General features: G+C 45.5%; 21 protein-coding genes. 2 read left to right on the forward strand and 19 right to left on the reverse strand.

From position 1 onward, the window contains the following. Positions 1-2 precede the first annotated feature (2 nt). The 15 genes from GKG43_RS06630 to srtB form a co-directional block, all read right to left on the reverse strand. Positions 3-809: an electron transfer flavoprotein subunit beta/FixA family protein gene (locus GKG43_RS06630; protein WP_055152696.1), complete on the reverse strand. Its 807-nt coding sequence runs from the start codon at positions 807-809 to the stop codon at positions 3-5. 34 nt (positions 810-843) lie between these two features. Further along, positions 844-1,965, reverse strand: a complete 1,122-nt coding sequence (buk, locus tag GKG43_RS06635) for a butyrate kinase (protein WP_055152600.1) — start codon at positions 1,963-1,965, stop codon at positions 844-846. Between the two features lie 23 nt (positions 1,966-1,988). Further along, positions 1,989-3,407, reverse strand: coding sequence for an aldehyde dehydrogenase family protein (locus GKG43_RS06640; protein ID WP_055152602.1), 1,419 nt, complete (start codon positions 3,405-3,407; stop codon positions 1,989-1,991). A 16-nt stretch (positions 3,408-3,423) separates the two neighbouring features. Continuing rightward, a complete protein-coding gene (locus GKG43_RS06645) occupies positions 3,424-5,409 on the reverse strand; it encodes an FAD-dependent oxidoreductase (RefSeq protein WP_055152604.1) in 1,986 nt (661 codons plus the stop codon). A 17-nt stretch (positions 5,410-5,426) separates the two neighbouring features. Next, the gene (locus tag GKG43_RS06650; protein WP_050640769.1) at positions 5,427-6,566 is read right to left on the reverse strand and encodes an acyl-CoA dehydrogenase family protein; all 1,140 of its coding nucleotides are present in this window, start codon (positions 6,564-6,566) and stop codon (positions 5,427-5,429) included. Positions 6,567-6,578: 12 nt separating this feature from the next. Beyond that, complete coding sequence (locus GKG43_RS06655; protein ID WP_055152606.1) at positions 6,579-7,349, reverse strand: enoyl-CoA hydratase/isomerase family protein; 771 nt, start codon at positions 7,347-7,349, stop codon at positions 6,579-6,581. A gap of 36 nt (positions 7,350-7,385) precedes the next feature. Further along, positions 7,386-8,507, reverse strand: a complete 1,122-nt coding sequence (locus GKG43_RS06660) for an alcohol dehydrogenase catalytic domain-containing protein (RefSeq protein ID WP_055152608.1) — start codon at positions 8,505-8,507, stop codon at positions 7,386-7,388. A 287-nt stretch (positions 8,508-8,794) separates the two neighbouring features. Next, positions 8,795-10,087 carry a group II intron reverse transcriptase/maturase gene (gene ltrA, locus GKG43_RS06665; RefSeq protein ID WP_055152610.1) on the reverse strand — a complete coding sequence of 431 codons (1,293 nt, stop codon included), beginning with the start codon at positions 10,085-10,087 and terminating at the stop codon, positions 8,795-8,797. A 579-nt stretch (positions 10,088-10,666) separates the two neighbouring features. Continuing rightward, complete coding sequence (locus GKG43_RS06670) at positions 10,667-11,281, reverse strand: TetR/AcrR family transcriptional regulator C-terminal domain-containing protein (RefSeq protein ID WP_050640772.1); 615 nt, start codon at positions 11,279-11,281, stop codon at positions 10,667-10,669. A 161-nt stretch (positions 11,282-11,442) separates the two neighbouring features. Continuing rightward, positions 11,443-12,846: a glycoside-pentoside-hexuronide (GPH):cation symporter gene (locus GKG43_RS06675; protein WP_055152612.1), complete on the reverse strand. Its 1,404-nt coding sequence runs from the start codon at positions 12,844-12,846 to the stop codon at positions 11,443-11,445. 264 nt (positions 12,847-13,110) lie between these two features. After that, the gene (rpsR, locus tag GKG43_RS06680) at positions 13,111-13,377 is read right to left on the reverse strand and encodes a 30S ribosomal protein S18 (protein ID WP_025655760.1); all 267 of its coding nucleotides are present in this window, start codon (positions 13,375-13,377) and stop codon (positions 13,111-13,113) included. Positions 13,378-13,422: 45 nt separating this feature from the next. Further along, the gene (locus GKG43_RS06685; protein WP_050640774.1) at positions 13,423-13,869 is read right to left on the reverse strand and encodes a single-stranded DNA-binding protein; all 447 of its coding nucleotides are present in this window, start codon (positions 13,867-13,869) and stop codon (positions 13,423-13,425) included. Between the two features lie 14 nt (positions 13,870-13,883). Beyond that, positions 13,884-14,171: a 30S ribosomal protein S6 gene (gene rpsF, locus GKG43_RS06690; RefSeq protein ID WP_055152614.1), complete on the reverse strand. Its 288-nt coding sequence runs from the start codon at positions 14,169-14,171 to the stop codon at positions 13,884-13,886. Positions 14,172-14,298: 127 nt separating this feature from the next. Continuing rightward, positions 14,299-14,493: a DUF951 domain-containing protein gene (locus GKG43_RS06695; protein WP_154253263.1), complete on the reverse strand. Its 195-nt coding sequence runs from the start codon at positions 14,491-14,493 to the stop codon at positions 14,299-14,301. A 62-nt stretch (positions 14,494-14,555) separates the two neighbouring features. Continuing rightward, on the reverse strand, positions 14,556-15,332 hold the full coding sequence (srtB, locus tag GKG43_RS06700) for a class B sortase (RefSeq protein WP_055152616.1): 777 nt from the start codon (positions 15,330-15,332) through the stop codon (positions 14,556-14,558). 188 nt (positions 15,333-15,520) lie between these two features. On the opposite strand from srtB, the gene GKG43_RS06705 reads away from it, so the two are divergent. Both GKG43_RS06705 and GKG43_RS06710 read left to right on the forward strand, forming a co-directional pair. After that, positions 15,521-16,243 carry a LytTR family DNA-binding domain-containing protein gene (locus GKG43_RS06705; protein WP_082202950.1) on the forward strand — a complete coding sequence of 241 codons (723 nt, stop codon included), beginning with the start codon at positions 15,521-15,523 and terminating at the stop codon, positions 16,241-16,243. Between the two features lie 28 nt (positions 16,244-16,271). Beyond that, positions 16,272-17,900, forward strand: coding sequence for an ATP-binding protein (locus GKG43_RS06710; protein WP_055152618.1), 1,629 nt, complete (start codon positions 16,272-16,274; stop codon positions 17,898-17,900). Between the two features lie 4 nt (positions 17,901-17,904). Here the strand turns inward: GKG43_RS06710 and GKG43_RS06715 are convergent, their stop codons facing one another. The 4 genes from GKG43_RS06715 to GKG43_RS06730 all read right to left on the reverse strand — a co-directional run bounded on the left by GKG43_RS06715 (position 17,905) and on the right by GKG43_RS06730 (position 22,728). Next, positions 17,905-18,789, reverse strand: coding sequence for a Cof-type HAD-IIB family hydrolase (locus GKG43_RS06715; protein WP_055152620.1), 885 nt, complete (start codon positions 18,787-18,789; stop codon positions 17,905-17,907). A 64-nt stretch (positions 18,790-18,853) separates the two neighbouring features. Further along, a complete protein-coding gene (locus GKG43_RS06720) occupies positions 18,854-20,350 on the reverse strand; it encodes an AAA family ATPase (RefSeq protein ID WP_055152622.1) in 1,497 nt (498 codons plus the stop codon). A gap of 33 nt (positions 20,351-20,383) precedes the next feature. After that, entirely contained in the window at positions 20,384-21,709 is a 1,326-nt protein-coding gene (locus GKG43_RS06725) for a VWA-like domain-containing protein (protein ID WP_330377576.1), read from the reverse strand. Positions 21,710-21,768: 59 nt separating this feature from the next. After that, positions 21,769-22,728, reverse strand: coding sequence for a leucine-rich repeat protein (locus tag GKG43_RS06730; protein WP_055152624.1), 960 nt, complete (start codon positions 22,726-22,728; stop codon positions 21,769-21,771). Between the last annotated feature and the right edge of the window lie 183 nt (positions 22,729-22,911).

The raw sequence follows: 22,911 nt of genomic DNA on the forward strand, positions 1-22,911 counted from the left end.
CTTTAGACTACTTTTGCCTCATCCAGAAGCGCTGCTAATTCTTTGCCGGCTTGTACCGCATTCTTTCCGGTAATTTTAATCCCTCCCACTTTCTTTTGCGGAACGAACGTCTTTTTTACCTTTGTCGGCGAACCTTTTAATCCTATCATGGCATCCTCGATGTCTGTCGTATCTGCATACGTAATGACATGGATCTCAGCTTTTCTGGATGCAAGAAGACTTTTGATTGTCGCAAGCCTTGGCTCCCATGATGCTTTCGTAAAGGTAACGACAGCCGGGAGGTCTGCTTCGATAATCTGAAAACCTTCCTCCACTTCCTTTTTGATGCGGATACATGCCCCCTCCCTTTTCGCTTCCAGTCCGTATGTAATCTGGGGATATCCAAGATGTTCTGCAAGCTCCGGCCCCACCTGGGCGGTATCTCCGTCAATTGCCTGTTTTCCGCAGAATATGAGATCTATATTTCCTTCCCGTTTTTGGACCTCTTTAAGGCCCTGTGACAGTATATAGCTCGTAGCCAGTGTATCCGATCCCCCAAACGCTCTGTCCGACATCAGATAAGCCGCATCAGCCCCCATAGACAGGCATTCTCTGAGAACCGCCTCTGCTGCTTCTGGACCCATGGACATTACTATGATCTTAGTTCCTTTTGGATCCGCATCTTTCAGCCTGGCCGCCGCTTCCATAGCGTATGCATCAAAAGGATTCAGAATACTGGGTACTCCCGCACGAATCAATGTATTCCGTACCGGATCAATCTTAATTTCAGTTGTGTCCGGTACCTGCTTCACACAAACAAGTATATTCATGATATTTCTTTTTCCTTTCTCTTCCTTTGCCTTCCTATATAATTGCCTGCATATTCCTGCTCTCACCCTCATAAACGGCCGGCTGTTCCTCTCCGTTGAGAACACGCAGAGCCCCCAATGCCAGGGCTTCATTCTCAAACCCGCCGGGATAAGTACAAAGAGGAGCTAATTTTCCAACTCTCTGCCGTATTAGTTCGACCAAAGCGGTACTGTGGGACATTCCCGCCGTCAGAACAATTGCATCTGCCTCTCCGCATAATGCGGCATAGCAGGCTCCGATTTCCCTGGAAATCTGATATGCCAGCGCCTTGAATACCAATTCCGCTTCGGTGTCTCCTTCTTCAATCCGCTTTTCGATTTCCCGCAAATCTTCCGTTCCAAGATATGCTTTAAGCCCGGCTTCCCCTTTTAATAGTTTAAATACCTGTCTTTCCGTATACTTTCCGCTGTAACAGAGGTGTACCAGCTGGCCTGTTGGGAGTGTCCCAGCACGGTTTGGTGAGAATGCGCCGTCGCCATCACCGCTGGAATCATTGACGTCGATGATCCGTCCATGTTCATGCGCCCCTACGGAAACGCCGCCTCCCATATGCACCACAATCAGGTTCACGTCTTCGTACCTGCTGCCCAGGTCTTTAGCAGCCCTTCTGGCTACTGCCCTGTGGTTCAGCGCATGGAACGACGCCCTCTTATAAAACAGTGGATTCCCGGTAATCCGCGCCTCCGGAAGAAACTGGTTTACAGTAGAAGGATCCGTTGTCAGCAGAGGTATTTCTTTCTTTATCCCTTCCTGCAGGCGCATTGCTATTTCATAAGTCAGATAGGTTGCGTGCGTTGCAGATTTGTCCGGATGGTACATGGATTTCAAATGTTCTTCCAGAGCACCTTCCACCACAAAGGTGCCGCCCTCTCCCCCATAAAACATTCCGCCAAAACGGGGTGCAATTGCATCAAAATCAGCGACCTCCATATGGATGGAATTCAGCCACTCCAAAACTTTCTTTGTTTTTAGCTCCACTTCCTGTTCAGAAGTCAGGCTGAGGTCGATTTCTTCTTGTGTATAATCCATCGAATAGTCTTCCACACAGATTTCGTCTTCCCAGACCGATAATTTTGCAGACGTACCGCCGAAATTTAAAGTCAGAATTCTATACATTTTTTCTGTCTCCTTTCCTGGGATTATATTTCTTTCCAGATCTCCGCTTCTGTAGGAGACTCTTTGCCGGGAACCGTATAGAAAAGTCTGGTATAGTTCAGAAGGTGCTCAAAAGTCAGATTTTCTCCCAGCACGTTCTGCTGCCAGTAACCGCAGCCAAGACCGGTTGTTGCAATGATTCCATTGGTATAATACGGTTCACCGCCGATAATGCCATTGTTATTGTTTACGATCAGGCGGCAGACCGGAAGTTCCAGACCGGCATAGCGCTGGTGTTCCTTATTCAAAGTATAGATATCACTGGAATGTCCGGCCCCTTCGTTCAAAAGATTAGCCTTTGCAATTGCAACACCCTCCGCCCAATCTCCGGAATAAGTAATATAATTAGTCACCGGACACATCTTTTCCTTACAGAGAAGTTCATCCTTTCCATATTTATGGATCTCTACAAAGAAGGACTTTACTTCAGCAGGTACATCCAGGCCGATTGCCTTTCCTATTGTCTGTACAGACTGTCCGACATAGTCCGGATTAGCACGATAAGAGCCCCCTTTCTCCTCGAATAGCAGGTTCCTAAGTTTTGCCACGGTTTCCTCCTCTTTGATTACCATAGCCCCATGCTTCACAAACGCCGCAACGATTGCTTCCGCGTCCTCCTCCGGCATGATCACCGTCTGTTCTCCGGTACATGGAATTCCACTATCCCAGATGCGGTTTTCGATAGCACCTTCCGCCAGCGAGTCAAAGTAGTCCTGCATCCCTTTATCAATCACAACCTGACAGTTTCCCTGTCCAACGCCGAGCGATGGCTTTCCGCTGCTGTTTGCAGCCTTTACCATGCCTGGACCGCCCGTAGCGATTACAACGTCACAGGCTGCCATTGCCGCTGCCGTCATCTCTATGGACGGCTCCTCAATCACCTGTACCAAATCTGCCGGTGCGCCTGCTTTTACGATGGCTTCCCGCATTAGCTGTCCACAGTGATTCGATACATTTTTTGCTCTTGGATGGGGACAGATAATGATGGCGTTCCCGCTTTTCAACGCATACATCGCATTACCTCCAAAACAAGTGGTCGGATTTGTTACAGGCTGTACTGCTGCGATAACACCTATGGGCTTCGCAATTTTGAGGATACAATCCACATCCAGCTTACCTTGCTCCCAGCCAACGACGCCGGTTGAGATCTTATCTTTTGTATAGCACCATTGTGTCGTCATCGCGGCACGCTGTTTCAGTATCTTTCCTTCCACGGTTCCCATGCCTGTCTCTTCCACTGCTTCTTTTGCAAAAATTTCTGCATTGTCATACACACAACGTGCCGCTGCTCTTGCAGTCCGGTTCAGCCCTTCCTGGTCAAACGAAGCATACACTGCCTGTGCCTCTCTTGCCTTTTTTACCAATTGGTCTATATATTCCTCTGTTGCTGCTGATATTTCCATATTCACTGCTCCTTTCTTAAATCATCCGTGCGATGTCATATGCACTATGTACGCATGTATAGACGTTTCCTGCCTTCTGCGCATCTCCGGCCGTATAGTACTCGATGCCGGATCCTTTGAATTCTTCTTTCATATCCAGATTTGCCCTTGTCCCCAAAGAAAGTATCACGGTATCCGCCGCAACCTCTTGTGATGCTTTACCATCCGCCGATGTGATGACAGCCCCCCGATCGTTTACTTCGCTGATCAGCCAGCCGCATTTTACATCAACATGATGATGGTCCAGGAGATCCGGAATCATCTGTCGTACACTTGGAGATATCATCGGCGTTGCCTTCAGCACTTCGGGCAATGCTTCCACCAGAGTGACCGAAGCCCCCTGCGCCGCAAAGTCAATCGCACATTCACAGCCGACCAGTCCGCCTCCGACACAGACCACTTTCTCCCCGATCCTAAGATGGTTCGCAAGTACATCCACCGCTGTTTTACATTTTTTGTGATCCGCTCCCGGAATATCCGGGACAACCGCATGAGCTCCTACCGCGTTGATGACAACATCTGGATTCAGTCTTTTGATTGCATCTGCATCCATCTCCCGATGATAGATCACCGGTATCTTAAGTTCTTCAATCTCCTGTATGTACCATTTGACTAACTGCCGTATTTCTTCTTTGAATACATGTGCTCCGGCCGGAAGCAGTAGTCCTCCCAGACAGCCGCTTTTCTCGTAGATTGTGACATCGTGCCCCCGCATCTTTGCAATTCTGGCTGCCTCCATTCCGGCAATCCCTCCGCCGATCACCGCAACCTTTTTCTTCACAAGCGCAGGTACCGTCTGATAATAACTCTCTTTCTGCAGTTGTGGATTTACGGCGCAGGCCACATGTTCACAACCGTCAAAGATCTTATAGCAGCAGGTCGTGCATCCGATACAAGGACGAATCTTATCCGGACGTCCCATTTCTACTTTATGCGCATAATATGGGTCCGCCAAGGACGGCCGTCCAAGGACGATTCCATCGATTTCTCCTTTTTCAATAGCTTCTTCCCCCATCCGCGGGTCATTCATACGGGATCCGCACAGGATTGGAATTCCTACAGCCTTCTTTACCTCTTTTGCAAGCGGAATCACATGGCCTTTCGGCATATACATGGGCGGAGCCGCATGGTAAAACGTGTCGTAGATCCCCACATCCACATTCAGCATGTCATACCCTGATTGCTCAAGGATCTTTGCAATTCTGACCGCTTCTTCCAATGTTCTCCCTTTTTCATCCTCACCGGTAAAGTTCCGCTTGTTCAGTCCGGAAATATAGCTCTTTAATCCCAGGCGCATGGTGACAATAAAATCATCTCCGCAAGTCTGCTTAATGCCCTGTACAATTTCTGATGCTGCTCGCATCTGGTTCTCCAATGAACCGCCATACTCATCCTCCCGATGATTGGTAATTGCCATCGCAAACTGATCCAGCAGATAGCCCCAGTGCATAGCATGAACCTCCACTCCGGTAAAGCCGGAACGCTTCATAAGTTCGGATGCCTGTATTACCGAATCAATTTTCTTTTTGATCTGTTCCTTTGTCAGCACAAGACTTTTGATTTCCGGAGAGCCATATACCTCCACAGCGGAAGGTGCATAAAGCCCTGCATAATTTCTTCCCAGTCCCATAGTTACCTGCTGGATGATCTTAGCCCCATAGAAATCAGCCCTTTCATTCATGCGGGCTGCCATCTTGGCAAAGTCATCCGGATGATTCATAAAATTAAAGCTTTGGTCCGTAGGATCCACTTCCCTGTCCGGATACAACGCGCCGGCGAATATGATTCCGAAGCCGCCGCGCGCCCTTTCTGTAAAATATTCCAGCGCAGTCTCCGTATACTCCCCGTGCGCCCCCTGGAGATCGCCATATCCGCCGCCCATTGGCGCTACACACATTCTGTTTTTGAATATTGTTCTGCGAACTTTCAAAGGGGATAACAAATGTTGAAATTGATTGCCCATAACTTCACCTTCTTCCTTTATCTGACACCCATCTTCTTGGAAATGATCATTTTATGTACTTCCGATGTTCCGTCAAAAATTGTAAAGATCCTGAGATCCCGGTAGATCCTCTCGATCGGATACCCTGCGCAGTAACCATATCCGCCAAATACCTGCAGACATTTGTCCGCAACCTGGTTCGCCGTCTCCGTCGCATAATACTTTGCCATAGAAGCCATATACGTCTCATGCTTTCCCGCATCCAGTGCGGCCGCACACCGATATGTAAGCAGTCTTGCTGCATCCAGTTTAGTCTGGCACTCAGCAAGGACAAACTGGGTATTCTGGAACTGTGAAATCGGTCTGCCAAACTGTACCCTCTGTTTTGCATATTCTACAGCCACGTCAATGGCTTCCTGTGCCAGACCGAGCGCACCGGCCGCCACACCGAGACGGGCCCCCATCAGACTATCCTTTGCATTGAGGAAACCTTCTCCTACTTTTCCAATCTGATTTTCCACGGGTACTCTGCAATCGGTATAGAATACATTGTTCAGTCCCACGCCGTGGATCCCCATTTTTCTCTCTGTTGCCCCAATGCTAAGTCCTTTAGCATCTTTATCTACAATAAGGCAGACCGTCCCCTCTTCCGTTTTTGCAAACGTAATAATATAATCTGCGCGGTCGGCATTTGTAATAAAGGTCTTCTGTCCGTTTATGATCCAGCATTCGCCCTCCAACGCTGCCACGGTCTGCATGCCCCGCGCATCGGAACCCACATTCGGCTCTGTCAGGGCAAATGCGCCCTTCAATCTTCCCTCCGCAGTACCCGGCAAATATTTCTGCTTCTGTTCCGGTGTCCCGCTGTCTATAATCGCCCCATTAAACGCCCCGTTCTGACCGGCTACGGGGGAGTACATAACTCCTGCGCCCTTTGAGACCTCCTCAATTGCAACTGCAAGTGCAAGATATCCCAGATGATTCCCGCCAAATTCCTCCGGTATCGTAAACCCGAACAATCCCAGTCTCCCCATCTTCCTCCAAAGCTCTTCAGGGATGTATAAATTCTCCTGGTCAAACTGTTCTGCCAACGGACGAATCTCCCTGTCTGTAAAATCCCGGATCAGATTTCTGACAGCCTTCAAATCTTCGTCCAGCTCAAATCCATTAAATCCCATCATTTCTCCTTTCTACTCAAAGTGTGGTTCCCGTTTTTCCAGAAACGCACGCATTCCTTCCCTCTGATCTTTACTTCCATAGTTCATCCCGATCATAAATGTCATCAGCTCACATGCCTTTTCTGCATCCATCTCATAACTGAGTGTCATAAGTCTTTTGCCATCCGCGATTGCATTCCGGCTGTTTTTACAAATGCGTTTTGCCAACTCCCTGCAGAATTCCATCAGTTTATCCGATGGCACGATATGTTCCACCATTCCAAGCTCCATTGCCCGGGCGGCCGGAACCTTTTCTGCCGTCGCAAGAAGCTCCTTTGCCCTACCAAGCCCTACTAGCTTGGGCAGGCGCATAGTACCGCCCGACCCAGGAAAGGAACCGATAGCGGTTTCCGTAAGCCCAAGCTTTGCGGTGTCTGCCGCCACCCGGACATCGCAGGCCAGCGCCAGCTCAAGCCCGCCGCCAAGTGCGTAGCCGTTCACTGCTGCAATCGTAAAGGGCCTGGCTAATTCTATTTTTCGGAAAAGGCGGGTTGTAGTCTTGCTGAACCGCATTGCCTCCTGAGGTGACGCCTCTTTCATGCATGATATATCTGCTCCTGCCGCAAAGCTCCTTCCCTCGCCTGTTATAATAATAACCTTGCAGGATTCATCTTCATTCAGCCTGTCGATCATACCCTCCAGTTCATCAAGCATCGGGATTGTTAAGGCATTTAGTACTTTCGGCCTGTTAAAAGTGATTGTAGCGATGCGTTGTTCTTGTTTATATGATATTTCTTCCGACATATCGTTTTCCTTTCCTAAGCAGCACAGTCTTTTGACTTAATCCATGTCCCAGAGCAGCACGGGCTTAATGGTTACACCCGTATGGGCATCTTCCATAGCCTGTTCCAGTTCAGTGAAATGATAGAATTTAATCAGTTTGTCAAACGGGAACATTCCTCTTTTGTAAAGCTCTGCCATAATCGGAATAATGGTGTCCCCTTCCACATTTCCCATACGGATAAACTGAACATTCTTACAGTCCTGGCACTCTGTCGTAAAGTATTCGAAGTTCAGTTCATTGATGAATGCCACGGATGCACAACGGCCTCCCATCTTCAATGCCTTCATTCCACCTTTATAACAGATTCCCTGTCCGGTACATTCGGCCATCCCCTGGGCGCCGCCGCCCGTGATGTCGTTCAGGGCCTCTCCCATTTCATCTGCTGTCATCCCTTTGCTGTTCAAAGCAGCATCTGCACCGAGCTCCATGGCAATATCCAGCCTGTTCTGCAGAATATCTACCATCACGACCTTGGCTCCCATTGCTTTTGCCGTCCACAGAGCGCCAAACCCAACCGCGCCTGTTCCCGTGATGATCACCCAGTCATTCAGTTTTGGCTTCACAACATTGTAGATTGAACCGGCTCCGGTGCGGAACCCGCATCCTAGAGGTCCGGCAATCCTCAGGTCAAAATCATCCGGGAGTTTTGTACAGTTGTTTATATGAATGGTACTGTACTCAGCCAGAGCGGATTGATTAAAGAAGGTATATACAGGTTTTCCGTTTCTGCTCAGAGGCCCCGGCGTTCCGTAATAGTCCACACCCCGGATCTCCAGATCATCCACATGTTCGCACGCCCACTGCTGGCCGCTGGAGCAGGCTGCACAGGTACCGCACCATGGCGTAGACATGGCCACCTTATCCCCTACCTTAAACTTGGTAACGCCAGGTCCTACCTGAACGACTTTCCCTGCACCTTCATGACCCAGAACAATCGGGAATGGGAGGCCCAGCCCCCACAGATTAACCTGTTCCGCACGCTCCGTATGGCACAAGCCGCAGCTTACAATTTTTACCTGGATTTCATTCGCTCTTGGATCTGCAATCTCCACATCATCTTCCCAATGGAAATCCTGGTGGAACCCGTCTAATATCGCTGCTTTCATTTTTTTTGACATAAGAATATCCTCCTTTGGTTTTCGTTTTTTTCTTATATATGTATCTTAAACTACGTCCGAAGGCCTTACAATTTACGATACTTTTTACTTGTCGAGATGTAGATTCCTGCATTTAACTGTCCATATATTGACATTTTTTAATTATGTAAATTGAAAAGCAGAAATTTCCTCCCTCTGTCAGGAATATTTCTCGGCAATAGAGTAGAGAGATGACTGCAGAAGTTATCTCCCTCTCATTGAACCGCACGTACGGGTCTCGTATACGGCTCTACAACTTATATTCCAACCTATCTTAGATAATAATTTAAAGGATTGAGCAAACCAGCTCCGTCCTTTATTTTTGTTTCAAGCACCATTGGACTGATTATAAAATTAACTACATTCATTCCACTTTGTCTGTACCACCCAAGTCTTGAATTTGCTACTTTAAAGATTGATTCATGGTCAAAACCACATTTATATTTTCTATTCATGTAACATAGATTTTTATAAATGGTCTTTGGGATTTTCCATTGTTTTATAACGATTATCCTTATTTTATGCCTTAACCATTGTCCAAACTCTTCCATAAACTGTTTCATCATTCCGATTCTAAAGTAGTTAATCCATCCTTTCACAATCTCATTCACCCGTTTAATTGTTACTGCAAGTGGTCGGGCAATTGCTTTATTTCTTTTGAGGTATTCACTTAATTTCTGTTTTAACTTCTTTTTCTTTTCTGTGGTTGGTTTTACTTTCCATTCACCACCATTTTTCAGAAATGTGAATCCAAGATATTTGCTTCGTGTCGGTCTGACTACTTTTGTTTTTGTAGCATTTACTTTGAGGAACAGTTTTCTTTCTATCCAATCTGTAATAGACTTCATCACTCTGTTTGCTGCCATCTCGCTTTTGGTAAAAATCATTGTATCATCGGCATACCTTGTAAAACGAAGTCCTCTCTGTTCCAACTCTTTATCTAACTTATCAAGATACACATTAGATAGCACAACAGACAACGGGCCGCCTTGCGGTACCCCTGTCATAGTTGCTTGTTCCAGTCCGTTTTCCATCACTCCCGCTTTCAAGTATTTCCGAATTAGGTTTAATGTGGTACTGTCATTTACTTGTTCTCTAAGAATCTGAATTAACTTATCATGATTTACTTTATCAAAGAATTGCTCTATATCAATATCTATTACCCATTCATATCCCTCGTTCAGATACTCCAATGCTTGTTGTATGGCATCATGACAACTTCTTTGTGGTCTGAAGCCATAGCTAAAGTCACTGAATATTTCCTCATATATTTCTATAATGGGGTGAGCAATAGCTTGTTGTATCACTCTGTCCAAGACCGTTGGTATTCCTAGTGGTCTTTGCTTTCCATTATCTTTTGGAATATAAACTCTACGTACTGACTTTGGCATATAGGTTCGGTTTCTGATTGATTGGACTATTTCATCTTTGTTTCCCTTGATATATGTACCTAGTTCTTCGACTTCCATTCCGTCAACTCCACCTGCACCTTTATTCGCCACTACTTTCTTATAGGCTCTGTTTAGATTTTCCTTTGATGTAATCACATCTATTAATTCCATTGTCGTTACTCCTCTGATTATCACTAAATTTATGCACATCACCCCTCTCGATATAGACAGTATTTCTCGGTTACGTTCCTACTTTTTCCATCCATCTGAATTCTGGCTAATGCATTATTCTCTTAATAACGATTTGTACTATAAATCGTTTCAGTCCTTCGGTTGTTACACCTACTTTGACATCATCTGACTCCCTCCCTAAACCTTTTTCGACCATATCTTCTGACATGTGGGTAGGGTCTCCCAAGGTAAGACACTAATCTTTCGTTCCACAACCTCTTGATTTACAATTTCGGTTATACGTTTACCATTAGGGCTTTGGTTTGTCTAGCAACCTTACCCACCTCATCGCCTTATCAAGTTTCTGTACGTGGGCTCAAGAACTTTGCTACACCACTTCCTTCATCCATACCATTACTGATACCAACTTGTGGTTCGCTACGCTTGGCGGTAAATACCCGCGACTGGACTTGCACCAGCTAGATTAGTGCCATGCTTGGCACACTAGAAAATGAGAGTCCCTAAAAAAGGGGCTCTCATTTTTAAAAATAATCCTATATTGTATTCTTCCTCACGACTTTAAAAGTGAAAATCCATTTTCTTAGCGGCATCTACATACGGACTTCCGGACTCTTCTCCTGATTGTATCGGCTCAAATATAACCGAATTCAGGGACATAAGCCTGGATCGCAGAATGTTTTTTGCCAGCTCCTCCGGTGTCATATCAATTTCCCCCAGAATCCAATGGATTCTCATATAAATCCCGGCAACCGAATGATAATCTGAAGAAAATTTCTGTTCCTTTGTGAGAGGGATCCCCGCATTGTGGGACTGATGCCAGTCCCGGTCATACGTCTGGCTGTGTTTGTACATAAAATCCACAAGACAATTCGTACCGGTAATCTCGCACGCCTGTCTTAAAAACTTGCGGTATTTCAAATCATTTTTGAACGCATTTACTGTCGCATTATAATAGTTCAGTTCGTGAAGATTTTCTCTCTTCCAGTCGGCAATGATGCGATGTTCATAAATGTACTGGATTAGGTCCAGTTTGTCCTTAAAATGATTATAAAAGGTCTGCCTGCTGATACCCGATTTAGCCTGGATATCGCCTATTGTGATTTTCTTCAAATGCTTCTCTTCACATAACTGCAACATTGCATCCACAATAATTGATTTTACATCGATCCCCATGGAAACACTCCTTTCATCTTGTGATATTTATCATAAGATTATTATACCAAGTCTCTGCCGAAAGGAACAGATTTCAATACATAAAAATAGGATTTTCATTAATAACCAATAGATAAATCAATGTGAATATACATACACAAATCGTAATAATCTAAAAGGCTTTACAGCTCGCCCCGAGCTTCCCGTCTGGATAATTCTTTCATAATCTCCGGTAATTTCGCATCCAGCCTGTTAAACGAAGATATAATTCCCAACAGACCATACATAACAATCGGCGCCCAGATGTAAAGTGTTTTGATTGCTTGGATTGCCCGGTCCGGCTGCACCGCTCCCCCTGTAGTGGATGAGACAAATCCAAACGCTCCAATAATCGCCGTAATCAGTGAGAGGATAATCCCGCCTCCTACTTTCTGTCCCACAGAGCTAGCCGAAAAGACCAGTGTTTCCTGCCTCTGATGTGTCTTCCACTGTCCGAACTCAATCACATCGGCCACCATACCATTGAAGAACGCTGACGATGGGCCCTGTCCAAGCCCGCGGATCACCACCACCGCATAGTTTACCGGGATACTATAGGGCGCCGCCAGCAGCAGCAGGTGTCCCAGAATTACCAGCCCGCTTCCCATAACCAGCAGGGTCACTCTTTTTATTCCTGTTTTTCTTATTACAAGCATCATTAAGATTGATATTCCCCAGAATATTTTTTCAATAATAAATAGAGAGCTGTACATTGTATCGCTGTTCAGCACATACTTTGTATAATAAGACATCGTGGTACCGTTTACTCCGAACGTAGTCGCCCAGAATACCCAAAAACAAATTGCCCACCACCAGTACTGATTTGAAAAGAGTGCCTTCAGCTGCTTTTGCAGCGGTATGCTGCTCCCCTGTTTTCTAGCTGCAATATGAACGGTTTCCTTACAGTTTACGAAACAGATCAAATGCACTGCCAATGCATAGACTGCCCAGATTGTCATGACTTTTACCCATGCCTTCTGGTCATTTCCTAACAGTTTCACTAATGGAAGTGAAAGGCCTGAAGATATGATGTGGCCTACCGGAGCCAGACCAAGACGCCATACCCCCAATTTTTCACGTTCTTTTGTATCTCTTGACATAAAAGAACACAAGGTTGCCTGAGCCAGATTACTGATCGTATAGCATACCGTGTTTGCAAAATTGTATGCAATAAAAATGTAACATATTTTCATTGTCTCCGACCCCTGCGGCACCGTAAAACATGCCACACAGGCAACCGAAAACGGAACACTGATCCATAATATCCATGGACGCACCGTCCCCCATTTTGATTTTGTCTTCTGCATGACCAGGCCGGCTATAAAATCAGATACTCCGTCCAACACCCTGGAAATCAGCATGACAAGTGCCACAGAAGCCGGTGATAAGCCGATATAGTCTGTGTAAAACAAAACAAGTAAAGAAGATACTGTAGAAAACATAATATTATCCCCTGTATCTCCCAGCGCATATGAAATATACGTCTTAAATGTTATCTTCTCTTTTGCCTGTTCTGGTTCCAGATTTCTTGTTACCATCGTTCCCATTCCCTCCGCCTCCTTTGTTTAATATGACTATAATGTCCATTTATTCCTTAAAAAAATTGTATATTCTACCCTGTTTTTTCTCAATTTACATCTTTTAGTTAATTTCCAGAAGTAGACATTTTTTCTTTTATATCAACATTATCAAAATAATATCCGGCAGAAGGCCTGTGATTGATTTATCTTCAGTTGCCAGTGCACGAAGCGCCCTTCGTGTAACACAAAAAGACCGCCCCTGCTCTCGCAGTGACGGTCTGTCAACTCTTATTAATCCTGTACGTATGGCATTAAAGCAATGTGTCTAGCTCTCTTGATTGCTACGGTAAGAGCTCTCTGATGCTTTGCACAGTTTCCTGTAATTCTTCTCGGAAGAATCTTGCCTCTCTCAGAGATGTATTTCTTTAACTTTGCTACGTCTTTATAATCGATCTCGTTATTCTCTTTACCACAGAATACGCATACTTTTTTTCTTCTGCGGGCCGGTCCTCTTCTTTTGAAGCCGCCTTCTGGTCTGCCGCCTTTTTCGTAAGCCATGTCTTTTTACCTCCTATATTAATAGAAAGATTTCACAACCGTGTCTTAATTAAACGGTAATTCTTCGTCGATCCCGTCCGGGATGTTCATGAATCCGTCGCCTGCATCAACACTTGGTGAAGGACTTGGAGCCGCCTGATGGAAAGAAGAGCCTCTGTTGGCTTCACTCTCCGCTCTGCTCTCAGCAAATTCCTGATCCTCTACAATTACCTCTGTTGTGTATACTTTCACGCCGTCCTTGTTCGTGTAACTTCCGGTCTGAATACGTCCGGAAATGGAAACACGCATTCCCTGGCGGAAATACTTCTCCGCGAACTCACCGGAACGCCCGAATACAACACACGGAATAAAATCCGCTGTAGGTTCGTTGTCCCTCTTGAATCTGCGGTCAACAGCCAATGTATATCTAGCAACTGCAGTTGCACTATCACCCTGTGAATATCTAACTTCCGGGTCTCTTGTGAGACGTCCTACTAAAACTACCTTATTCATATATACCTCTTTCTCTATGCTTCCTGTCTAACGCATAAATATCTGAGTACATTGTCCATGATGCGGATACGTTGTTCCACTTCTGCAGGAACAGTACTGTCAGACTCGAAGTGGATGAAGTAGTAATATCCTTCTTTCATCTTCTGAATTTCGTAAGCAAATCTTCTCTTACCCCATTCATCAACGTCAGTCACATTGCCGCCGAAACGTGAAACTAATGCTTTCACTTTTTCAACAACTTCTGCTCTAACGTCGTCTTCGATTTTTGCACTGACAACAACAGCTAACTCATACTTGTTCATGTCTCTTGCACCTCCTTATGGTCTCTGGCCCCCGGATCACCCGGGAACAAGGAAATTTGATGTCCGTGGATATAGAATCCTACGGGTACGTCACGAGTAATTATCATACCATAAGAACTTGTCCGGTTCAAGACTTTTTGCGAATTTCTTTTGTATTTTTTTCCACAAGCTTACGTGGAACCATGATCTGATGGCCGCATCCCGCACATTTCAGCCGGAAGTCCGCGCCCACACGCAGCACCTCCCACTCATGGCTTCCGCAGGGATGGGGCTTTTTCATACGAATTATATCACCGATATCAAATATTTCTGCCACATTCATCCTCCTTATCCATCATATATTCTGAATATTCTGAAAACGAGCTGCAAAGGGGTCAGACCCCTTTACTCCTCCACAAGAACTCCCTGGAGCAGGAAGCGCTCATCATCGTTTACGTTGGTGCATGTTGACAAGCTGACGATCCTGGACTGGCCATTCACCTCTACATCCACCTGGTAGTTAGAAGACTCTTTGCAAATCTGGAGATAGCTGGAGAATTCCTCGTCATTCAGGTAAGTCAAATTGTAATTTTCTGCCGTATCTTTCACTGTTCCTGCGGAGAATACCTGATACTTGAACTCTCCTTCCGGGGTATAGATGTAGAAGTACGGATGTTCCTTGCAGAATTCCTCACTGGCGTACTCGCTCAGCTGGGAGAACATCTCTCCGCCCACCTTCAGGTTGTGTCCGTATATAAATGTGTTTCTGTCGCTGAGGTTCGTGGCGTTACGCATGTCCATAAAAATTGCACCCAGCTTGTTGTCATTAGCTGTAAATGTTTTTGTCAGATACTCGTTGTTATCTGCACTTTTTACAACAGGGTAACTAATTACTGAGGGCTCATCGAACCTAATCCATGCTACGGTATCCGGATTTTCTTTCAATAATGCATCAAAATCCACAGTATAGCCCGGTTCTCCGTCCTCTTCCTCATTCTTATCAACCGTAAGCGCCAGTTTCTTCACATCGTCATATTCTTTTCCGCCTGAATAATAAGGTACCAGCATTATGGTAAGCTGATACGCGCAAAAAACAAATACGCATATTGCAATAATCAATATGGCGGTAGATATAACTTCTCCAACAGAGCTTTCCTTTTTATGCCTTTTTTTCTTACTCATCGCGTGTTTCTCCTCTTCCCATCTCTTCTTCCGGTCTCATAGCGTTCTAATCCTGATTATTGTATCATATCTCTGCCTTAAAAACATTCTAAAAAAATATGAATTTGCAAAAATCACAAAAATAGCTTTTATCCATTCCTTCTAACTGCGCGGTATGGTAAAATAAGTATATTGAGACAGGGGAGGTGATGCCATTGAAAACACTGCTGATCTGCGACGACGATAAGAGCATCCTGGAGGATCTTAGCTTGCGTCTGTCCCATATTCTTCCTAAAAACTGGGATATCAAAACGTTTCTTGCTCCCGGTGACCTGCGTTTATATTTAGAAACTTCCGCTTCTCTGCCGGATATTATATTTATGGATATTCAATTTGGAGCTGAAAATGGGATCAGTCTGGCTTCTGACATCCAGACCCGTTATCCCTGGATTGCGATTGTATTGATCACCGGATATCTGGATTATGCCAGAGATATCTTTACCATACGTCCCGCCTATTTTCTTGTGAAACCTGTCGATACGGACAAGCTTACGGCGGCAATAGAACGGGCCCTTGCGTTTATGGACTGCTGCCAGGATACGCCGGTTGTTCTGCAGAGCAACGGCAGAATCTTCACACTAAAAAGCAGCGAGATCTGTTACATAGAAAGCGAAAAGCGCCGGCTGCATGTATATACATCGGAAGAAAAATTCACGGTTTATATGAAACTGAATGAGCTGAAGGAAAAACTCCCCGGCTGTTTTTTATCCTGCCATAAAAGCTATGTGGTCAATATGAATTATATCCAGAATTTTACGGCGCAGAAGATGATTCTGCTCAATCAGGCCGAGATACCGGTAAGCCGTTCCAGATATAAGAAGTCAAGAGAAGAATTTCTACGCTTTTTTAGTACGGAAGATTATGATACATAAAACGATTGCCTCGTAAAAGGAAAATGTTATGGTTCTTTATAATATCATCAGGCTGACCCTGGTAACTTCCCTGATAATCTATTTAATAAGCCCGGATGTCGAGCGGCGCCTTTCGTTTGCACTGGCGTTTACAGCTGCATTTTTCCTGCCCGCAAGTGTCTCTATCCCAACCACTTACCATGGTGACTGGCAGATTGCCGCTGTCAGCGAGCTTTTCCGTTTCCTGTTCCAGTTGGCAGTCTGCTATCTCTTTACCGGACGGGGAATGTATTATTTCGTAAAATATATGGTACATTTCATTCTGTTCAACTGCATTTTTTCCGGTTTCACAACCATCGAGGGACTTGTGCTCGGCAACTGGCGGTATTTTCTCCAGGGTATGGCGTTCCTGGAGAATACTTTGTTTCCGACATTGCTGTCTTGTATTGCATTCTTATGCGTATTCGGAATCCTGCGGCTGAAGCTTTTCGACCGCGTCCCCTACACTGTCATGAAGTTCCTGTTCGCGGCGGTATTGCTGCTCGATCTGGCGATGGGGCTGTTTATGCGTCTTACCAATGGAAGCTTAACCGTACTGGCCAGTACGATCGCTTCCGGAACAATACTATTTATTTTTCTGGTTGTGTTTGTCTGGTACCGGCAAAAGCAGGCTTTCCAGCTGCGGAAGCATTATGAACGGATCCTACAGGAGGAATATTCTTTTTATCAGAATATTCAAATTCAGAAGGATGCCGTCCATCAGCTCCGCCACGATCTTGCCAATCATCTGCAGGTGCTGGGGAATTTGTCGCAAAGCCATCTGGAACTGGAAGAGCAAAAGTACAAGCAGTCTCTTCTGCAGTTATTTGACAGTATCCTGACCTCCTTCGGGAAGGAAGCTTCTTCTGCGGATGCAAAAAGCGGGATTTTACGAAAAATCATTCCGCTTCTTATTCTTTCTTTCCTTGGATTCTTTATATTGTGGGAAATATTCTTTCCTTTTATGGATCATCGGTACACCGTGTACGAATGGACGGCCTTTTACTGGTTTTTCATCCTGTTTGCGGTTGCCTGTGTCGTAGTCTGCTTTGGCGCATATCTGGAATACAAAAGGCACAGAGCCCTTCAGACGCTGGAAGGTGCCCAAACATTCAGAAAACAGTGGGAAGATATGATGGTTATGGTCGAAAATCCGCCATTAGAAGATAGTACGCTGTCTGCTCAAGAACTAAAGCCCTTTACACCACAGCCCGTGATCAATACGATGCTGAATGCCAAATACCAGTATTGCCTCCAGAACCATATTTCCACAAACTGGCATGTTTATATTCCGCCGGAGTGTTCGCTGCAGTCCGTAGAAATCACCGGTCTGCTGGTGAATCTCATAGACAACGGAATCGAAGCCTGCCTCCGGGTACCGCAGGACAAACGCCTGTTGAATATCTGTATGCAGGAACGGGCAAATTTTTGGATTGTGGATGTTAAGAATTCTAAATCACCTTTGGAGCACCCGAAACAATTAGATTTTATTTCTGCAAAAGGGGACGGGCATGGGCTTGGACTCCAGATTATCAGAACCATTGTGAATAAATACAACGGAGATATTCAAAGTGTGGATAAGGGAGGCTGTTTTCTTGTCACCATCATGTTAGATATACAGAAGCAGGGAACTGTATAATGTTTCAGTTCCCTGCCCCGTACTGCTCCAGAACTTTATAGATAGCATGCGCAGCTCCCAGGTCTTCATTCGATTTTGTCACATATCCGGCCACGGCCTTTACCTCAGGCACGGCATTTTCCATAGCCACAACAGCCCCAAAATCCATGGACAACATGGAATAATCATTCATGCTGTCTCCCAGCACCATCACTTCCTCCATCTTATATCCCAGTGACTCAATATACTGTTTGAGCACGGGGCCTTTCTGCGCCTTCACATCCGTAATCTCCAGATTTGTTTCGAAAGAAGACGCTACTGCGATATCTTCGTTCTGTTCCAGTTCCGCCCATATCCTTTTCAACATAGGAATATCACCGGAAAACAGGAAAATTTTATATACCGGCACTCCTGCTTCCCTTAGTTCTTCAAAATCAGAAATCTTCTTTGTCATTTTTTTAATCTGCTCATATAAAGGTTCCTTTTTAGCTTGTACTTCATCGATGTCTTTATCCAGATGAAACACCTTAAGCTGCCGGATAAAACTCTCCTCTATTTCCTCTTCACTTCCAATCCTGTAATCGTAATCATCTGTAGAGAAAACAAGAGATACCGGATATTTTTGCAGCGTTTCATAGATTTCCGCACACAAATCCAGATCAATCGGCGCCGTAAACACGACCTGTTTTTCCGGATTGCGCACTTCAGCTCCACTCCCCACTATGTAATCACAGTACAGGTCTGCGTCTTTTATAACTTCCATGGCTCCCCGGAAGTTTCTCCCGGTTGCAAGCATAAATCGTATGCCCGCATCACACGCCCGGCGTACCGCCTCCAGTGTCTCCGGCGCCAGCCGGTGGTCATCATTCAACAGCGTACCGTCCATATCCGATGCAATAACTTTAATCATACTTCATCTCCTTCTCAAATTGTTAAACTATTCTGAAAACGGAACGTAAAGGGGTCTGACCCCTTTACAGCATTCCTTCCACGCCGTCCATCTGGCGTATAATATCCTGATGCCGTTCGTCAAACAGCAGCCCCTTATTATACCGGTAGTAACTGTCGCTTCCATTCTCTTTGATAAACCAGACACTATAATAGTTTGCATTCAGTTCCGTTATAAACGCGACCATCTCCTGGCTTTGTCCAAATGCATCTTCCAAAAAATCGAATACATACTGAAGTGTCCGGGCTGTATGGTCTATTTCGTCTTCCCGCTTATCCACTTCTTTTTCAAAAAGTGCCTTGACCTCATCGAACACACCGTCCCCGATAAATAGTTCGCCTTTGATACTTATAGCAAATCTCTCAAGCGCCGCAATGACTCGTTTTAATACCAATTCATCCCGGCGGGTCAGCAGTTCTGAACGCATCTGTTGTTCCAGATCTTTTTCCGCCAGATGCCAGATATCCTCTACCATGGAAGTGACCTGGTTCTCCCTGTAGTAGATCAGATACTCATAAAGTTTTGTCACGTAGGCATCCGTCATATAACATTCGGTAAATAACGCGCAGAGTTTACCGTTCAGCAGGCTGACGATACTCAGATGCTCATCAAACGGAGCCGCCTTTACCTTCTGCAGGGTTGCCGTACTCCAATTTCCTTTCAGAATATCCTCTACGCCATAATCCTGTTTGTACTTATAATAGAGCTCGAGATAATTTGCGAAATCCTTGGAAATCGTGCGGTGCTGGATATACTGGTACACCACGTCCCTGTCCACCGTTTTATGCAGACTTTCATAAACCTGGATCAACTGGGAAAGATCTTCCCAGCCCCGGGCCGTTGCAAAGTATCTGCCATCCACCGTTGTCTCGATCCGGTAAAAGTTCTCTTTTCTGAGTTCCAGATAGGAAATCACAGCCGGGTGAATCCCCTGCCTGTATGCATATTCCTTCCAGACATCGAAGTTTTCTTCCACATCAATCTTCTTGATCCGGTCCAGCGTCACGACATCAAATTCCCGGACAGACTTGTTATACTCCGGCGGGTTTCCCGCAGCCACGATAATCCAGCCCTCCGGCACCTTCTGGTTCCCAAAGGTCTTGCCCTGCAGAAACTGAAGCATAGTCGGCGCCAGTGTTTCCGATACACAATTGATCTCATCGATAAAAAGAATCCCCTCTGCAATCCCGGTCTGCTCAATTTTCTCATATACCGACGCGATGATCTCACTCATCGTATACTCGGTTACAGAGTAATTCCTCCCGCCATACACCTTCTCCTTAATAAACGGCAGCCCAACCGCACTCTGCCTCGTATGATGGGTGATGGTATAGGCCACCAGCCCAATCTGACATTCCTTCGCAATCTGTTCCATAATCTGCGTCTTCCCGATTCCGGGCGGCCCCATCAGCAGAACCGGCCTCTGGCGGATGGCGGGAATCCTGTATTCGCCGAACTCATCCTTCGCCAGATATGCTTCTATGGAATCTTTAATTTCCTGTTTTGCCCTTTTTATATCCATGGCTTTCCCTGTCCTCCAGCTTATAAATAGTAACTATATTGTCTCTTCCAGATCTTCCTGGCCCAATGTCAGTTTGATCGCCCACGGCGGTACATCCGTATCACAGTAATCATCCTGCATAAAAACAAATGCCGTCTTATAAGCAGGCATTTTCCGGGGATATATGCCATACCCATCCGTAAAATACAGAATCCCCCGCAGATCTTCAAAGCTCCCTTTCTCCGCCAGCGCATCCACATAGGCAAAAGCCGGCCGGTAATCCGTCCCGCCTTCCCCGTACAGAGTCAGCTGTTCCATATATTTTGCCAGCTCTTCTGCATTGGTAATACATTGATCCGAATGCACCTTCTCATCACATTGTATGATATGAATATTTACTTTTTTAAAGAAACTTTCCTCTTCACTCAGCACCGAATACGTCTCTTCCAAAAACCTTCTTACCAGGCTTCCTGAACAGGACATCGAGGTATCGATCACCACCGCAAATTCCGAAATCTTCTTTACTTCCTTTGTCTCCTGCGGCTCAATCAAAGGCATATTCCCATAAAGCCGCAGCCCGTAACTGTAAAAAGAATAATCGAAACTGTCTGCATCCACGCCGATTTCTTCCCGAAGTACCGCAAATTTTCTCAAAAACTCTTTATAATTATACCGGTCTCTGTTCTCAATTTTTATCTGATCCAGCAAATCCCCCGCCTGTTCGGATGATTCTTTTGAAAATGTCTCCAGATCCGTTTCCATGCGCTCATTCATATCCTGCCATTTCTGCTGCAGGTTTGGATCCGGCTTCTGCTGTGGGTATTTATTTTCCCAATATTTGTGGTCGTCCACATAAAACTCCTGCTCCAAACGCGCCAGTTCCTTCTCTTCCAAATTCCAGCCCATCAGCAGCGCATAGACCCGCTCCGCATTAAGTACTTTCCGCTCCGCCTCCAGCCTGCGGTAAGTCTCTCTTCTAAGAAGGCTCCTCGAAAACCGGACACAACGGTGCTGGTTCCCGTCTATCATATGTTCAACCGCAATGTCACAGCTCAGGTCCCAGTACCTGTCATCCAGTTCCCGTTTGACCATGTGCCGGAAAATGCAGTGGAATACCATGTGCAGATACCCCCTGTTTACCAGAATCCTGTTTTCTCTGTACATCCCCCCCAGATACTGGGGATGAAAATATATGGAACTCCCGTCTGTCCCAAAAGGATTTACAGTAATATCCATCTGATATAAGAAACTGCTCAGCGCTACATCCAGAAAACGCATTCCCAAATAAAGTTCATCCCGCGCCGCAAATAGAATCTTATTCCCCACCGCCTCCAGGCGCACTGCTATCTCCTTTTTCTGCTCACTGTCTAATTCGATCACCGCCGGTTCCCTCCTTTCTCCTGCGCACTGCAAAGTCTTATTATATCGTATCCCTCCCGTCAAAGCCTAAACTCTTTTCTAACCGTTGGGAAAAATTTCTGCTTCTCATTCATCAAATAGCTAAGGATCTCTGTCCTGCCCATTTTTGCTGCTGTCTCCAGCGCAAACTCCAACATCCCCGCATCCCACAGCGCATGCGCCGTAAATAATTTGATTTGATCAAAATGTTCTTCTTTTATAAGATACGGCACAACTTCCTGATACCTGTCTCTTATCATATTTTCATAGGAACGCTTATGATTGTCAGACAGATCATATGGACAGGCCAGCCGCCACAATGCCATATCTGCCAGAACATCTGCTTTATCCCGTGCCGCGGCAACCGAAAAAAGACTGTCATATTTGCGGTAATCCACTACTTTATTATAAAAACACTGTCTGTAATTATTTCCGGAACCATGATGCTGTGTAAATAATATCCGTGCCGGCGTATTCTCTACCGCTTCCTCATAATGTTCCGGGAACACAAGAACCGCTTTTCTGCCTTCCTGCTCATAGCAGAACGTAACATCAATCCGCTGCCACAGTTCTCCTAAGATTTCCTTCACGCAGGACTGCCTGCCGCTCTTCATATGCACCTTTAAGAAGGCCAGTCCCCCGCAGCCGGTAAAAGCGCCGCCGCCGATCCGTACCAGCGCATCGGAGAATTCCAGCTTTCGCAATTTTTTGCAGCCATAAAATATATAATTACCGATTTCCCGCACCGTATCCGGAAAAATGATTTCTTCCACATTCCCCCCTGCAAGAAGCTCCTCTTCTCCCTTAAAAAGGGCATGATCTTCCGTCTCATAGACCAGGTATTCCCGATCTTCACTGTCCCTGCGGTCAGAAAATGTATAAGCAGCCACCTTTTCCACAGGCAAACCGTCAATACACTCCGGCAGAACTACTTTCCCGTCGCACCCAAAACATCTGATAATTTCAATAGACTGATTCTCTTCCCGGTAATAAAACTTCATAAATTTCTACTGACCTCTTTTTACTCCTTTTGCCACCTACTCATTATAAAAGTGCGGGGCATTTTTTTCAACTGCTCTGGTTATTTTATCTTTTATACTCACGTATTACTTCCTTACATTAAATGATACAGGATTAAGTTTAAGATTTGTCCTTGCATATGATAAATCAATAGTGTAGTATAA

Origin of the sequence: Eubacterium sp. BIOML-A2 (genome assembly GCF_009680135.1) — a bacterium.
GTDB lineage: Bacteria > Bacillota > Clostridia > Lachnospirales > Lachnospiraceae > Faecalicatena > Faecalicatena contortus_B.